The 15963-nt window shown below is 36.0% G+C and carries 10 protein-coding genes; 3 read left to right on the top strand and 7 right to left on the bottom strand.

Features of this window, described 5'->3' with window-relative positions:
• Nucleotides 1-131: 131 nt before the first annotated feature.
• The 3 genes from AC3QL1_RS04195 (at nucleotide 132) to AC3QL1_RS04205 (ending at nucleotide 8485) form a co-directional block, all read left to right on the top strand.
• Nucleotides 132-602, top strand: coding sequence for a regulatory protein RecX (locus AC3QL1_RS04195; protein ID WP_492495372.1), 471 nt, complete (start codon nucleotides 132-134; stop codon nucleotides 600-602).
• Between the two features lie 476 nt (nucleotides 603-1078).
• The gene (locus AC3QL1_RS04200) at nucleotides 1079-5215 is read left to right on the top strand and encodes a DUF8693 domain-containing protein (protein WP_492495374.1); all 4137 of its coding nucleotides are present in this window, start codon (nucleotides 1079-1081) and stop codon (nucleotides 5213-5215) included.
• Nucleotides 5216-5482: 267 nt separating this feature from the next.
• Nucleotides 5483-8485, top strand: coding sequence for a DUF8693 domain-containing protein (locus AC3QL1_RS04205; RefSeq protein WP_492495376.1), 3003 nt, complete (start codon nucleotides 5483-5485; stop codon nucleotides 8483-8485).
• A gap of 81 nt (nucleotides 8486-8566) precedes the next feature.
• On the opposite strand, the gene AC3QL1_RS04210 is transcribed toward AC3QL1_RS04205, so the two are convergent.
• From AC3QL1_RS04210 to atpD, 7 genes are all read right to left on the bottom strand, one after another.
• Entirely contained in the window at nucleotides 8567-9736 is a 1170-nt protein-coding gene (locus AC3QL1_RS04210; RefSeq protein ID WP_492495377.1) for a beta-ketoacyl synthase N-terminal-like domain-containing protein, read from the bottom strand.
• Nucleotides 9737-9878: 142 nt separating this feature from the next.
• Nucleotides 9879-11150, bottom strand: coding sequence for an adenosylmethionine--8-amino-7-oxononanoate transaminase (gene bioA / locus AC3QL1_RS04215; RefSeq protein ID WP_492495379.1), 1272 nt, complete (start codon nucleotides 11148-11150; stop codon nucleotides 9879-9881).
• Nucleotides 11151-11251: 101 nt separating this feature from the next.
• The gene (gene bioD / locus AC3QL1_RS04220; RefSeq protein WP_492495380.1) at nucleotides 11252-11869 is read right to left on the bottom strand and encodes a dethiobiotin synthase; all 618 of its coding nucleotides are present in this window, start codon (nucleotides 11867-11869) and stop codon (nucleotides 11252-11254) included.
• A gap of 97 nt (nucleotides 11870-11966) precedes the next feature.
• Nucleotides 11967-13103: an aminotransferase class I/II-fold pyridoxal phosphate-dependent enzyme gene (locus AC3QL1_RS04225; RefSeq protein WP_492495381.1), complete on the bottom strand. Its 1137-nt coding sequence runs from the start codon at nucleotides 13101-13103 to the stop codon at nucleotides 11967-11969.
• Nucleotides 13104-13183: 80 nt separating this feature from the next.
• Nucleotides 13184-13819, bottom strand: a complete 636-nt coding sequence (locus AC3QL1_RS04230) for an NAD(P)-dependent oxidoreductase (protein ID WP_492495382.1) — start codon at nucleotides 13817-13819, stop codon at nucleotides 13184-13186.
• A 239-nt stretch (nucleotides 13820-14058) separates the two neighbouring features.
• Complete coding sequence (locus AC3QL1_RS04235; protein ID WP_492495383.1) at nucleotides 14059-14340, bottom strand: F0F1 ATP synthase subunit delta/epsilon; 282 nt, start codon at nucleotides 14338-14340, stop codon at nucleotides 14059-14061.
• An 81-nt stretch (nucleotides 14341-14421) separates the two neighbouring features.
• Nucleotides 14422-15933 carry a F0F1 ATP synthase subunit beta gene (gene atpD / locus AC3QL1_RS04240; protein ID WP_115845029.1) on the bottom strand — a complete coding sequence of 504 codons (1512 nt, stop codon included), beginning with the start codon at nucleotides 15931-15933 and terminating at the stop codon, nucleotides 14422-14424.
• Nucleotides 15934-15963 lie beyond the last annotated feature (30 nt).

Below are 15963 nucleotides of genomic sequence, written 5' to 3' on the forward strand. Positions count from 1 at the left end.
TACTTACAAAAAATATATATATTTAGGTTTTATATATTTGTTTTCTTAAAAAAATACCCATTTATCTACAAATTCCTACTTTTTGCTAATAATCAACAATATTTTAACACCACTAAATTTCATCTTAAATCATGACAATCACTGAAGCAATACAAAAACTAGAACATTTTTGCGCCTATCAGGAGCGCTGCCACGCTGAAGTGATTTCAAAACTCTATGATTTAAAAATGACTTCTGAAGAAATTGATACTATTATTGTTCGTTTAATTGAAGATAATTTTTTGAACGAAACCCGATTTGCATGCAGTTTTGCCAGAGGTAAGCACCGAATTAAACATTGGGGCAGAATAAGAATTACAAATGAATTGAAAGCCAGACAAATTTCTGCGACGAATATTACTTTGGCATTAAAAGAAATTTCTGCAGAAGAATATCAAAACACTTTTGATCAGCTTTCAGAAAGATGCTGGGAAAGTATTCACGAAAAAAACAGCCTCAAAAAAAGAAAGAAATTTTGTGATTATTTATTACGAAGAGGATATGAAAGTAATTTGGTTTATGATAAAATGAAAGAATTCGAACAAAATCCGGATCAATTTTAGCCCAAAAAAAGTTGTGAGTAAAATCGCTTTGAGACTTCTTATTAGGATCAAAAAAAACTTATAAATTTAAGAATTTTGCTAAATGTCAGAAAATCACTATTTTGAGAATAATTCACCATATCTGACGTTTTTTTGATAATTAGCTCAAAAATATTATGTGATTTGGGCATATATTAGCGATTTTTCTTATTTTTAACTTTGTCAATTTATAAGAAATAACACAGAATCGTCATTTTTTAAGTGTATTTCAACGACTATTTTAACATTTCAACGATTATTCAGCTCTTCTGAAATCCTCGTTTCATACAAACACGTAGATGTATCTATCTTTGCTCGGTCAAATTTATTATGCCAGCATAACAACCTGATAGAAAACATTTAACATGAAAAAAACTTTACTTTTTTGTATTTCACTTTTTACTAATTTATCTTTTTCATTTGGAGATTTTTTGAAAAATTTAATTTCTAAAAGAAATATGCCATTTGTTTCCGATCTAAAATTTTCTAAAATTTATATCAGAACATTTATCATTTTTGTTTTAGCACTAAATTCTACTATCTCAAATGCACAATGTGGTGCAAATGCAGGTACAGTAAATAGTAATACGGATAAAATATGTGTTGGCGCCACAGAATCTTTTTACTCGACGGGTTGGGGAGGTGGTACTTGGTCATCTTCAAACCCTGCAGTTTTACAAGTATCACCTAACGGACAAAATGCCAATGCAGTTGGTAAAGCACCGGGAACTGCTTATGTAATTTATACTTTAACGCAATCTGGATGTTCTGATAAGACTTCTCAAAAACTGGTTACTGTTTTTGCTGATTTAGGAGCTACTGGTGAAATAACGGGAGTGTCTCCGCAATGTCAGGGAAACACAGGTCAGGTTTATTCAATTCCTCCGGTTGCAAATGCAAAAACGTACGTTTGGACAGTTCCTTCAGGATGGACAATTACTTCAGGAGCTAACACAAACTCGATTACGGTAACTGTTGGAAGCTCACAAGATAATTTAACAGTTGAAGTTTCAAATGACTGTAAAACGAATGCGAAAAAATACAAATATGTAAACGTAACAGGAAATAAAACTGCTACTCCAACAATTACAGCAACAGGTTCTACAACCTTTTGCCAAGGCGGTAGTGTAGTATTAACCTCAAGTCTTGAGGATAATTATTTATGGTCTAATGGTCAGACAACAAGAAGTATAACGGTTACAACTGCCGGAAACTATTCGGTAACAACAACAAAAGGCGGTTATTATTGCCCAAGTAATGCTTCAAATAATATCGCTGTAACAGTAAATTCGGGTTCAACTCCAACATTTACAACAGCACCTTCAGGAACTGTTTGCCCTAACACAAATGTTACTTATACAACAGAATCCGGAAAATCAAATTATGTTTGGAGTATTCCGGGAACTCTAGGAACAGATTACACCGTTATTTCAGGATCAACAAGTGCAACCAGTAATTCAGTTGTATTGCAATGGAAAACGGCTGGAAGTAAAACAGTTACTGTAAATTATTCAAACGGATGTTCTACAACTTCTGCTGCAACTAATACTGTAACAGTTGCGAATAATACTGTAAGTACAGCTTCATCGAGTCCACAAGTATGTATAAATAATGCTATAACAGCAATTACGCATACTGTTTCAGGAGTAACAAGTATTAATTCATCAGCCAATCTTCCAACAGGAGTAAGTGCGGCATTATCTGCTGATAAATCCACAGTAACAATTTCGGGAACACCATCACAATCAGGAGTTTTTGATTATAATATTACATTAGTAACGGGCTGTGGCAATATAGCTGCAACAGGAAGAATAACTGTAAATGCTGCAAGCGTAGGCGGTACAGCTTCTTCATCACAATCTATTTGTTCAGGAAATCAACCGGATAATATTACATTAACAGGAAATACAGGAACTATTCAATGGCAGGTTTCTAGTGATAATAATGCGTTTACAAATATTAACGGAGCCACTTCTGCAACGTTGACAAGTGCCCAAATGGGAAATCTTAATGCAACAAGATACTATAAAGCTTTAGTAACGAATGGAGGATGTGCTTCGGCTTATTCTACAGTAGCGACTGTAACTATAGCAGTAATTGACAGAGGAAGAACGAAAGGCGGAACTCATATTTGTCCAGGGAACACAAACCCAACTTTAAAATTATATGCTTTAAGCGGCGATTTGGATTATCCTGACGCAAGTAAAGTTTTGAGATGGGAGTATAGTGATGATTTTAATAATGCAACGTATACTGCAATTCCAGGTACGGCAAACTTAACAACTTATACGCCAACAGAAACTTTAACAGCCTTTAGAACTTATAGAGCGGTTATAAAATCTGGAAATTGTCCAATAGAATATGCAATAGAAACAAGAATAGATGTTGATGCTCCAACAGCAATAACTTCACAATCAACTGCTACACAATCACAATGTATTGGAAACTCATTTTCTCCAATATCAGTAACGGCAACAGGAACAGGTACATTAACTTATCAATGGTATAGCAATAATTCTAATAGTAATACTGGAGGAACTTCATTAAATACGGCTAACGGTGCAAGAACAAATACTTATACTCCGCAATCAAGTGTTATAGGAACAGTATATTATTATTGTATTGTAACTGGAAGATGTGGTACTGCAACCAGCGCTGTTTCAGGAGCTTTTATTACAAATCCAAAACCTGTTACGCCAACAGCATCTGTAACAGCACAACCAACTTGTGGTGTAAACACAGGAACAATAACATTTTCTGCACCAACACCAGCCACTGGAATAACATACAGTATAGACGGAACAACTTATTCAAATACCAGCGGTGTATTTTCTGGAGTTGCCGTGGGAACTTATAATCTTTCAACAAAAAATAGTTCAGGATGTGTATCTGCTACAATCTCTGTAACTGTTAATGCTCCTTCTAATAAAACATGGACAGGGGCAACTAGTACAAGCTGGAATACTGCTGCAAACTGGTCTCCAAACGGAGTGCCAACTGCATCTGATTGTGTTGTAATACCAGATCTTACGAATATTACAAACAAACCGGCTATCTCTGGCACCAACGCATCTTCTAATGCATACAATCTTACTGTAAACAATAAAGCTTCATTGGTAGTAGAAAGTACAAATACTTTAACCATTGAAAATGCAATAACAGTAGAAGCAAATGGTTCTTTAGTTTTTGAAAATAATTCAAGTTTATTACAAACGAATACAGCAAATAATATTAACACAGGTAAAATCACTTACAAACGTACAAGCGAGCAAATTCGTCTGGCAGATTTCGTGTATTGGTCAACACCGGTGAGTCCTCAAAGACTTATAGACGTGTCGCCTTTATCGCCTCAGGATAAATTTTATAGTTTTAGTGGTGATAATTGGGTATCAAACAACGTCAATAATAATATGATTGTTGGAAGAGGTTATATCATTCGTGCTCCAAACAATTTTTCGACTACTGAAAAAGCTGATTATACGGCTTCATTTATTGGAGTCCCAAATAATGGTACTTTTTCAGGCCAGACATTAGCTGCCGGTAAATTTTATTTGGTAGGAAATCCTTATCCGTCTGGAATGGATGCTGATAAATTTATAGCAAACAATCCATTTTTAGAAGGAACTCTATATTTCTGGACTCACAATACTCCGGTAACTTTAGCAGGAGCTTACAGATATAGTTCAACTGATTATGCGAGTTATAACATTACAGGTGGTGTTGGCGGACAACCGGCAATTAGCGGAAGCAAATCTGGAAGTAATAATAGTAAACCAACAGGAAAAATTGGTGCAGGTCAATCCTTTTTTGCAAGCGCAGCTACTCCAGGAACCGTAACTTTTAATAATGGAATGCGACTTGGAGGAACAAGTAACAGTCAGTTTTTTAAATCTGCTACAGCAAAATCAGGAGAAGTTGAAAAACATCGTGTGTGGTTAAACATGACGAATGAAGAAGGAGCTTTCAAGCAAATGTTGGTAGGTTATGTTGAAGGAGCTTCTGATGACTACGAAAGCAGATATGACGGAGTTAGTTTTGATGCCAATCCGTATGTTGATTTTTATAGTGTGGCCAACGGAAATAATTATGTTATTCAGGCTCGTGCATTACCTTTTAGGGATTCTGATCAGGTTCCTTTAGGATACCGCACGACAATTGCAGGAAACTTTACGATTTCTATTGATGAAGTTGATGGCGATTTAACGAATCAGAATATTTATCTGGAGGATAAGAAAACAGGCGAAATACATAATTTAAAATCAAGTGATTATACTTTCACAACCGAAAAAGGAACTTTTACCGATCGTCTTGTTCTTCGTTATACAAACAAAACCTTAGGAACAGGAGATTTTGAAAATGTTGAAAACGGAGTTTTAGTTTCAGTGAAAAATAAAGCAATACAAATAGTGTCGTCTCAGGAAAATATAAGTCAAATTGCGATTTATGATATAACAGGAAAACAGCTTTATAACAAAAACAAAGTAGGAACAACAGAATTACAAGTATCAAATTTATCATCAGGTAATCAAATATTGATTGCCAAAGTAACTTTAGAAAATGGCTATGTCATGTCTAAGAAAATAATTTTTAATTGATTTTGTAATTTAAATAAAGATATGAGAAATCCGACAACGAAAGTTGCCGGATTTTTCGGGTAATGGCATATCGAAATTGAATAATAACTATAACTATCTAAAAATTAATTGCTAGCAGTTTAATAACCTACCGAGACTTTAGCAATCCCCAAATTAATAATCAAAACAAACTAACCCAAAAATTGTATGACCCCAAAAAGACTTTTGTCAATTCGTTCTTTATTTTTAAAAAATTTAGGAATACTTTTTTTTCTGATTTCTTTTAAAATGATAAGCCAAAGTACCATTATTCCTGTGTCAAGAATTCATACGGACTGGAAAGGATATTGGACATCAAATGCTGTAACTGCAGCTGGAAACCGACCTGATAGAGAAAACAATTTATTAGCATTTTCATGGAATGGAGTTACCTATTCTACAGGTGTAAATGATAACGCTCTTAATACAAATGGAGTAACATATAATGCTCAAAAATTTAGGGCTTTAAAAATTCAAACCTTAGGATTAGATACAAGCATGTATTATCTCCAAGGTTCAATGATAGACGAATCAGCTTCTACAGCATCTTTACGTCCGCCATTAACAGGAACAACTTCTACGGGCGCAGAACTTGCTTCCAGACTTACTGACGGAACTAATGGTTTAAGTATTGGAACCGGTATTGCAAACATAAAAGCAGGTACAGCCGAATTTAAAATTGGAACCAATAATATAAATATTGCCGGTTTAAATGATAATGTTCCGGACATTATTGTAACTCAGGTTGCCGAACCGGGAAACCAATATGACACCTTCAAATTTATAGATGCTTCAGGAAATACTGTGGGAACGATACTTTCTATAAAATTTGATGCCGTTACTGCAATTGGTACATACAGCCTTGATTTGTTCAGAGCTGATAATGGGGCTGTTGCTTTTACTCCTGCAGCCACCAGAGATATTAGAATGTTAGGAATTGAAGCAAGTGCATTTGGCATAAACGCAAGTAATGCTGCGCAAGTAGATCGTTTTGTAGTTACTTTTTCGGGTAGTTCAGATTGTGCTTTCATTGCTTTTAACAGTAACTCCTTAAAAATTGCAGAACTAAGCCTTGTTAAGAAAGCGTCAATGTCATCTTGTGGCAAATTAGGAGATAAAATCAATTATACTTTTGAAGTTACCAACACCAGAGATGTGCCAATAACTGATATTCAGGTTACAGATCCGCTAGTGCCGACTATTGTTGGTAATCCAATTGCTTATTTGGCACCTGGAGACAAGGTAACATTAACCGGAACTTATACGATTACCGCCGCAGATGTTGCTGCCGGAAGAGTGGTTAATTCAGCAAAAGTTACAGGAAAAGATCCTTCCTTAAATGTTGTTGAAGATATTTCGGGACAAACAATTAATGATAATATTGCAACAACAACTGTTTTATTAACGCCTCCAACAGTTGGAACTCCAAGCCCTGTAAATTGCAGTGCTTCAGGAACCGTAACATTAACAGATCTTCCTTCCGGAACATGGACATTAGAAAGAAGTCCCGGACTTATTACAACTACTGGTTCAGGAACAAGTTATACCGTTACTGGACTTGCAGCAGGAACCTATACTTTTAGAGTAACAAATAGTACAGGTTGTAAATCTCCGGCAACAGGAAATGTGGTAATTACAGACCAATCCTCCACAACCTGGAACGGTACAGCATGGTCAAACGGCACGCCTGATGCTACAAAAGCGGCGGTTATTGCCGGAGCTTTTACGGTATCTGCCGATTTAACGGCCTGTTCACTGACCCTTAATCCGGGAATCAGCATCACGGTTCCTTCGAGCAGAACGTTGAACATCGTAAACGGACTTACCGTTTCACCAACAGCATCGCTGACTTTTGACAACCACTCAAGCCTTGTTCAGGTAAACAATACGGCCGGTATCAACTCAGGAAAGATTAGCTACAGACGTATCGCGGCGCAGATCCGCCAGGCCGATTACGTATACTGGTCAACACCGGTAAGCCCTCAAAAGCTTATTGATGTTTCACCGGCATCTTCTTACGATAAATTCTATGGCTTTAACGGAAACAGTTGGGTATCAACCAATGTAAACACCAATATGGTGGTAGGAAAAGGATATATCATCCGCGGACCAAATACGTATTCCAATACGGCAAAAGCAGATTATACAGCTTCTTTCATAGGTGTTCCTAATAACGGAACCCTGACAGGGGAAACCATGACTGCAGGGAAATACTATCTGGTAGGAAACCCTTATCCGTCAGCACTGAATGCCAAGAAATTTTTGGATGACAATACGTTTTTAGACGGAACACTTTATTTCTGGACCCATAACACCCCTGTGGTTTTATCAGGGGCATACCAATACAGCTCAACGGATTATGCCAGTTATAACCAGACGGGAGGTGTTGCAACTCAGGAATCTGCCCTTAGCGGAAGCATTCCCGGAAATAATAACGCCAAACCATCAGGAGATGTTGGAGCGGGACAATCCTTTTTTATCAGCGCCGCTACTGCCGGAACGGTTACCTTTAACAACGGCATGCGTCTTGGGGCGGCCAACAACAGCCAGTTTTTCAAATCGGCTGCAAGCTCTGAAAGACACCGCGTGTGGCTGAACATGAAAAATGCAGGAGGGGCCTTCAAGCAAATGCTGGTAGGATATGTGGAAGGTGCCACCAATGAATATGAAAACAGATACGACGGGGTGAGTTTTGATGCCAATCCGTACCTTGATTTTTACAGTGTGGCCAATGGCAACAATTATGTAATCCAGGCGCGTTCATTGCCTTTTACAGACACAGATTTGGTTCCAATTGGATACAGAACTACAGTTGCGGGAGATTTCACGATTTCCATTGATGAGGTAGACGGCGATTTAACCAATCAGAACATTTATCTGGAAGACAAGAAAACAGGGACTATAAACAACCTGAAAACAAGCGATTATACCTTTACAACCGAAAAAGGAACATTTGCCGATCGTTTTGTACTGCGTTACACGAACAAAACACTGGGAACAGGAGATTTTGAAAACACTGAAAACGGACTTGTGATTTCTGTAAAAGAGAAAACCATCAAGGTTCTTTCTTCAAAAGAAAATATTAAGGAAGTAACCATTTTTGATGTAACGGGAAAACTGCTTTACAATAAAAAGAAAGTCGGAACAACCGAACTTCAGATCCAAAACCTGCCATCGGCCAATCAGGTTCTTTTGGTAAAAGTTACCCTGGATAATGACTTTACAGCTACTAAAAAGATTATTTTTAATTAAAGAATTATAATCATCAAATAAAAAAATCCCAAATTCCAGATAGGAATTTGGGATTTTTTTATTTGATATTTTGGTAAAGTTTTATGCTTTTTCAATCAAAATACTAACTGCATTTCCACCAAAACCAACAGCATTAATTAATACTTTTTTAATGGGTTTTGTTTGGTTTTGGTTTTCTGAAAAAGGAACATCTATAAAAGTATTCTTCTCCATCATTAAAAGTGCAAGTTCCAGACTCAATATTCCGGATGCCCCGAAAGTGTGTCCTATTTTCCATTTATTAGTCGTTAATAGAGGTAATTTTTCGCCAAACACTTTTTCTATGGCACGCAATTCTGTTAAATCGCCTTTTATAGTTCCCGGCGCGTGCATTACGATTACATCAATATCTTCTAAATTATCATCTTTCAAAGCCATTTTCATAGATTTTTGAAAGCAATCTGCTTCTGCTGAAATCGAAATATTATGCTCTAAAATTTCGGTGGCATAACCAACTCCTGTTACATACGCAATGGCATTTTCTTTTTCTCCGACTTCTAAACAACAAACCGCTGCGCCTTCGCCTAAAATCATAGTGTTTTGCGTTTTTTCAAAATCAAAAGCAAGATTTGGCCAAGGTTCTTTTTCCTGATCAATACGGGAATAGATTTTTAAAGCACGCATTTGGGCAATTGTAAAATCAGTTAAAGGTGCTTCACTTCCTCCTACCAAAAATTTATCCGCCATGCCTGATTTTAACCATGCAACTCCATTTAATAATGCATGAAGGGCAGTAGAACAGGTTATAGAATGCGAAATTTCGGGACCAGCGCTTTGTAAATCATGTGCAATCCAGGACGAAATATTTCCTAAAGTTGTTGTTGGAGATGCCAGCGTCTGTGCTTTTCCTGTATCGATATATTCTTTGTAATGTTTTTCGAATAAATCAGTAGCTCCTCGGGAAGAACCAATATTAATTCCAAAAACATCATCTTCTTTCCAGCCCGCTTTTTGCACCGCTTTTCGCGAAGCCTCCAAAGCGAACAAAACAGAATCATCCAGAAATTTATATTTGATATCAGATTCCCGAACTTCTGCAACAATTTGTTTTGATTCAGGTTCCAGAGCTGCTACGGATGTTTCCTGCTGATCTAAAAACTGCTTGGAAAAACAGTGTTTATCGTCGAGATATTTTTCCCATACAGCATCCACATTATTTCCTAAAGGAGAAATGGAAGAAAAAGCTGTTATGGCTATTTTTTGTGTATTCAAAATATTTTATTTAACCGCAAAGTCCGCGGAGATTTATTAAAAATGGCACGCTGATGACGCTGATCTAACAGGTTTTCACCGATTATAAATTTAGCAACCGCATAAATCCGTTTAATCCGTACCATCTGTGGGCAAAGCAAAATTACACCATTTCAATCGCTTCTTCAATTGTTTTATATACTTTTTGAAGCTGTTCATCCGTCATAATATACGGAGGCAAAATATAAACGATATTACCAACCGGACGTAAAATAACGCCTTTATCAATAAAGAAATTATAGAGTTTTGTGCGCATTGAACCGTAATAACTTTCTTCTGAATCTGATTTGATTTCAACTGCAAAAATAACACCTAAAGTTCTCGCGGTAATCACTTTTGCATGATTTTCAATTTTCTGTTGAAACTTCAAATGACTTGCATTTATCCTTGCAATATTAGCCTGCATTTCCGCAGTCTGCAATAAATCGATACTCGCCAGAGCTGCCGCACAACCTGTTGGATTCGCCGTAAAAGTATGTCCGTGAAATAATGCTTTATTAATATCATCATCATAAAAAGCATCAAAAACATCTTGCGTAAAAGTCGTGATCGCCATCGGGATTGTTCCTCCTGTCAAGGCTTTGGACAAACAAATCATATCCGGTTGCTCTGAAACATAATCCATTGCAAAGGTTTTTCCTGTTTTACCAAAACCTGTCATCACTTCATCAGCAATCGTCAGGACTTTATTTGCTGCACAAATCTGAATCAGTTTCGCCAAAGCTTCCGGCTCATACATCACCATTCCCGCTGCTCCTTGTACTAAAGGTTCAAAAATAAATCCGGCACAATTATGATTTTTAATTACTTCTTGTAAAGCATCAAAACTTGCCTGCTCCTGCCCTTTTACCGGAACCGGAATTCGAACTACATCAATAAACATTCCCTGAAATGCCTGCGTATAAAATGAAATTCCGCTTGCTGCCATTGCGGCAAAAGTATCGCCATGAAATGCATTTTCGAAAGCAATAATCGTTGTTCGCTTTTCATTTTTATTGAAGAAATACTGTAAAGCGACTTTTATAGCAACTTCAACTGCTGTAGAACCATTATCCGAAAAGAATACTTTTTGTTGATTTTTAGGCAAAATCTCTATCAGTTTTTCAGCAACTTTTATCGCGGGTTCGTGTGTAAAACCTCCAAACAAAACATGTTCTAAGGTGGTTAACTGTTTGTAAATCGCATCGGCAATAAATTTATTACTATGCCCAAACGGATTTACCCACCAAGAGGCGATTGCATCAATATATTCTTTATTGTTTTCGTCCCAAAGCAATGCTCCTTCTCCTCTTGAAATAGCGATTGGAGCTTGAGATGTTTTGTGCTGTGTATAAGGATGCCAAAGGTATTGGCTGTCTTTTTCTGTTAAAGTCATGGTATTTAGAAAATAGAATAGAGAGTATAGAAATAAGACTAGACTTCTATAATTTTGACAAAGATAGGAAAGTCTATTTTCTTTATTCTATATTCATTGCTCTATAAATTTAGAAGATTATCTCTGAATAAATCAGCGTATTCTTTAATTACATTTTGATCAAAATATGGTTCTTCATCAATTCTGCCGATACATTTTATTCCGGTTTTGTTCAGAATTAAACTTTCGGTTGATTTGTTTTCGCTTCCGCTAAAGATAATTCCGGCCACCTTAAATCCTCTGTTTTGAATGGCTTCAATAGTCAATAAAGTATGATTTATACTTCCTAAATAATGCCTTGAAACTACAATCACTTTATAATCGGGTTGAATTAAATCAATAATCGAATCTTTTTCGTTTAACGGAACAAAAATTCCGCCGGCACCTTCAATTACTAAATGATTTTCTGTTTTTGGTTCCAAAATTTGTTTCAAATCAATTGTAATTCCGTCAATTTCTGCTGCTAAATGCGGACTTGCGGGTGTATTTAACTGATAAGAATTGGGATAGAATTGCGATTTCAAATTTGAAATGTGAGACTTTACTTTATGACTGTCAGAATTATCTAAATCTCCTGCCTGAATAGGTTTCCAATAATCTGCTTCCAGCGCTTCAACAACAATTGCCGAAGTTATTGTTTTACCAACATCGGTAGAAATACCGGTTATAAATAGTTTCATAAGCTTTTGTTTCGCAGAGATTCACAAAGCAAAAAAAGATTCACAAAATCTCTGTGCTGCTTTGTGCTTTTTCTTGTGAAGCTCTGTGTAAAAATTATTAGAACACAAAGTTAGCCAATAACGCTAAAACAGCATTAATTTCTTCTTCTGAATTATAACTGTGAATACAAAAACGCAAACGCTCCTGACCTTCCGGAACGGTTGGCGACAATATTGGTTTTACATCAAAACCTTTATCCTGAAGTTGTTGCGCCAGCTTTTTGACGTTTTCATTTCCCGGAATTATAGCGGATTGAATGGCAGATTTACTTCGGACAAACATTGGCTTTAATCCTAATAAATTCTTTTGCTGATTAAAAAACACAATATTCTGACGCAATTTTTCAATTGTTTCTTTTTCGATTTCCAAATGTTGGTAAGCGGTAAGAATCGTAATAACAGAATGTGGTGATAATCCCGTGGTGTAAATAAAACTGCGTGCAAAATTGACCAGATATTCTTTTAGATCAGAGCTGCCTAAAACTGCTGCACCATGACAACCTAAACCTTTTCCAAAGGTCATTATTCGGGCAAAAATTCGATCGTGAAGATTTAAATATTGGGTTAAACCTTCTCCTTTTTCACCAAAAACACCCAAAGTATGCGCTTCATCAACAATCAGATAACAATTGTATTTTTCAGAAAGTGAAACTAATTCTTCCAAATTCGGGCTATCGCCATCCATAGAAAAAACGGTTTCTGTAACTATGTAGATATTTGTATCTGGAAATTTTTGAATTAATCGCTCCAGATCTTCAAAATCATTGTGATTAAATTTATACGATTTAGCATTCGACATTACAATTCCATCGCGAATAGAAGCATGACTTAATTCATCATATAAAATAACATCATTTCGTTGCGGTACAGCGCTAAAAAAACCAACGTTGGCATCGTAACCCGAATTGAAAATTAAAGCCGATTCTGATTCATGAAAATGCGCAATAAAAATTTCCGCATTTTGATATGCATCATGATTCCCCGAAATTAGCCTGGAACCTGTTGCGCCATTTTGTATGATTTCGTTTTCAACTAAATAATGATGCGTATGCTTGAAAATAGCTTCTGACTTTGAAAACCCAATATAATCGTTAGAAGAAAAATCGACAAGATTATTAAAACTCGGCAATTTTCTCAACGAATTATTTTGCTTTCGATTCTCTAGTTTCTGTATAAGATTTTCAGGTAATTTCATAAAAGCAAAGTTATGAAATTGATCTCAATATAAATAAACAGCGGGTTTGATATCGCCCGCCGTTAATGTTTAAAGTTTTATTAATTGGTTATAAACGGAGATTTCCTAATGAATTTATCATCCTTAATCTGATCAATCATGAAGTTTGCAATATCTCCGGCGTTTATTTTATCACCCGGACAATCCTCAAGATCAACTATAATATCTGAATTGACAGTAGTGAATTCAATAAACGGAACCCGAACCAATGTCCAATCTACAACACTATTTACCAAAAGATCATATGTTCTTTGGCGATCTTCCTGAATTATGGGATAATTGGTTTTCATAAAGTCTGTAGCTAAAGTAGTTTTAGCACTTTTTTTATCAAAAGGTGTATCGATATTTATTCCGGCCAATAAAATGTAGCGATTGATATTTAAATCTTTCATCGACTTGAGCACATTTATTGTTGCTGCACTTGCCACAAGTGGTTGGCCCTGACGCTGACCAATTGTACTTAAAACAGCATCACAGCCTTCAAGCAACAATTGAATACTTTTAGAATCAATTGCGTCACCTTTGATGATTTCGATGTTTGTATTTTGGATTGTAAAATCTTCAGGATGTCGAAGTAAAAGTTTTACGCTAAATCCTTCTTTTAATAACTGGTTTACAAGATATTTTCCAGTTCTTCCTCCACCGCCTAAAACGGCAACTTTATTTATATTTTTCATGAGATTTCTTTATAAAATTTGACATAGGTATATTATGCTTTATCAACTTGAAAAGCACAATCACAAAAGCTTACTGAGCTTTTATGTAACGATCAATATTTTATAAAGAGATTCTAATACTTCAAAAATAAAAAATAAAAGCCAAATATGATTGACTGGCTTTTGTTTATTTATGTTTTTTCCAAATAAAAAAGCCATTCACATTAGCGAATGGCTTTTAAATTTATTTTGAAATCGTCTTAGTCAACTAAAACAATTACTTTATTGTCTTTCATCTCGATTGTACCTGAATTGATCTCTAATGTATAGGTCTGTTCATTTACTTTCGTGAATTTGCCCGCTACTTCTTTAGAAAAACTAAATTTTGGAGCTGCAATTTTTACAGTTCCTTTTTCCAGAATAGAAACAATAGGAGCGTGATTATTCAATATTTGAAAGCTTCCATCAACTCCAGGCAATGTAACAGATGTTACTTCTCCTGAAAATAATTTTGCTTCTGGTGATACTATTTCTAAAATCATCTTTTTTTAGTTATGAGTTATAAGTTATGAGTTATAAGTGAGTTGAAACTCATAATTTATAACTCATAATTCATAATTATATTAAGCTTCAGCTAACATTTTTTCTCCAGCTTCGATAGCATCCTGAATAGAACCTTTCAAGTTGAAAGCTGCTTCAGGAAGATGATCTAACTCACCGTCGATAATCATGTTGAATCCTTTGATAGTATCTTTAATGTCAACCAAAACTCCAGGAATACCTGTAAATTGTTCCGCTACGTGGAATGGCTGAGATAAGAAACGTTGAACACGACGTGCTCTTGATACTGATAATTTATCTTCTTCTGACAATTCTTCCATACCTAAGATCGCAATAATATCCTGCAATTGTTTGTATTTTTGAAGAATCTCTTTTACTCTTTGTGCACAGTCGTAGTGCTCATTTCCTAAAATTTGAGGAGTCAAAATTCTTGAAGTAGAATCTAACGGGTCAACCGCTGGATAAATACCTAACTCAGCAATTTTACGAGACAATACTGTTGTAGCATCTAAGTGAGCAAACGTTGTTGCAGGCGCCGGGTCAGTTAAGTCATCCGCAGGAACGTAAACCGCTTGTACAGATGTAATAGATCCTTTGTTTGTAGATGTAATACGCTCTTGCATAGCTCCCATCTCTGTTGCCAAAGTTGGTTGGTATCCTACTGCAGAAGGCATACGACCTAAAAGTGCTGATACCTCAGAACCTGCTTGTGTAAAACGGAAGATGTTATCAACGAAAAACAATACGTCTTTACCTTGATCAGTTCCTGCTCCATCACGGAAATACTCAGCGATAGATAATCCTGAAAGTGCCACACGTGCACGAGCTCCAGGAGGCTCATTCATTTGTCCGAAAACGAAAGTAGCTTTAGACTCTCTCATTCCTGGCATATCTACTTTAGATAAATCCCATCCTCCATTTTCCATAGAGTGCATGAAATCATCACCGTATTTAATAATTCCTGACTCTAACATCTCACGAAGCAAGTCATTTCCTTCACGTGTTCTTTCACCTACTCCTGCGAATACTGAAAGTCCACCGTGACCTTTTGCGATATTGTTGATCAACTCCTGAATCAATACTGTTTTACCAACACCAGCACCACCAAACAATCCAATTTTACCTCCTTTTGCATAAGGCTCAATCAAATCGATTACTTTAATACCTGTGAATAAAACTTCAGATGAAGTTGATAGATCTTCGAATTTTGGTGCAGATCTGTGAATAGACAATCCATTATCACCATCTTTTGGCAAGTTTCCTAAACCATCAATTGCATCTCCAATTACATTAAATAATCTTCCATATACATCTGGACCGATTGGCATTTGGATTGGATTTCCTGTTCCAACTACTTCATATCCTCTTGACAAACCGTCTGTAGAGTCCATAGAAATGGTACGAACAGTGTTTTCTCCAATGTGAGATTGCACTTCTAGAACTAACAATGTTCCGTCTTTTTTAGTGATTTCTAGTGAATCATAAATTTTTGGAAGTTCAACATCCTTACCGTTGAAAACTACGTCAACTACTGGTCCAATGATTTGAGCAACTTTTCCTATTACTTTTGACATTACTTATGTATTTATTAAATAGCTATTTAG

The organism is Flavobacterium sp. GW823-FHT04A11, from assembly GCF_058796535.1.

Bases quoted from the DNA above. Each gene is read 5' to 3' on its own strand.
- AC3QL1_RS04195 (WP_492495372.1), top strand. From the start codon at position 132: ATGACAATCACTGAAGCAATACAAAAACTAGAACATTTTTGCGCCTAT.
- AC3QL1_RS04200 (WP_492495374.1), top strand. From the start codon at position 1,079: ATGCCATTTGTTTCCGATCTAAAATTTTCTAAAATTTATATCAGAACA.
- AC3QL1_RS04205 (WP_492495376.1), top strand. From the start codon at position 5,483: ATGATAAGCCAAAGTACCATTATTCCTGTGTCAAGAATTCATACGGAC.
- bioA (WP_492495379.1), bottom strand. From the start codon at position 11,150: ATGACTTTAACAGAAAAAGACAGCCAATACCTTTGGCATCCTTATACA.
- bioD (WP_492495380.1), bottom strand. From the start codon at position 11,869: ATGAAACTATTTATAACCGGTATTTCTACCGATGTTGGTAAAACAATA.
- AC3QL1_RS04225 (WP_492495381.1), bottom strand. From the start codon at position 13,103: ATGAAATTACCTGAAAATCTTATACAGAAACTAGAGAATCGAAAGCAA.
- AC3QL1_RS04230 (WP_492495382.1), bottom strand. From the start codon at position 13,819: ATGAAAAATATAAATAAAGTTGCCGTTTTAGGCGGTGGAGGAAGAACT.
- AC3QL1_RS04235 (WP_492495383.1), bottom strand. From the start codon at position 14,340: ATGATTTTAGAAATAGTATCACCAGAAGCAAAATTATTTTCAGGAGAA.
- atpD (WP_115845029.1), bottom strand. From the start codon at position 15,933: ATGTCAAAAGTAATAGGAAAAGTTGCTCAAATCATTGGACCAGTAGTT.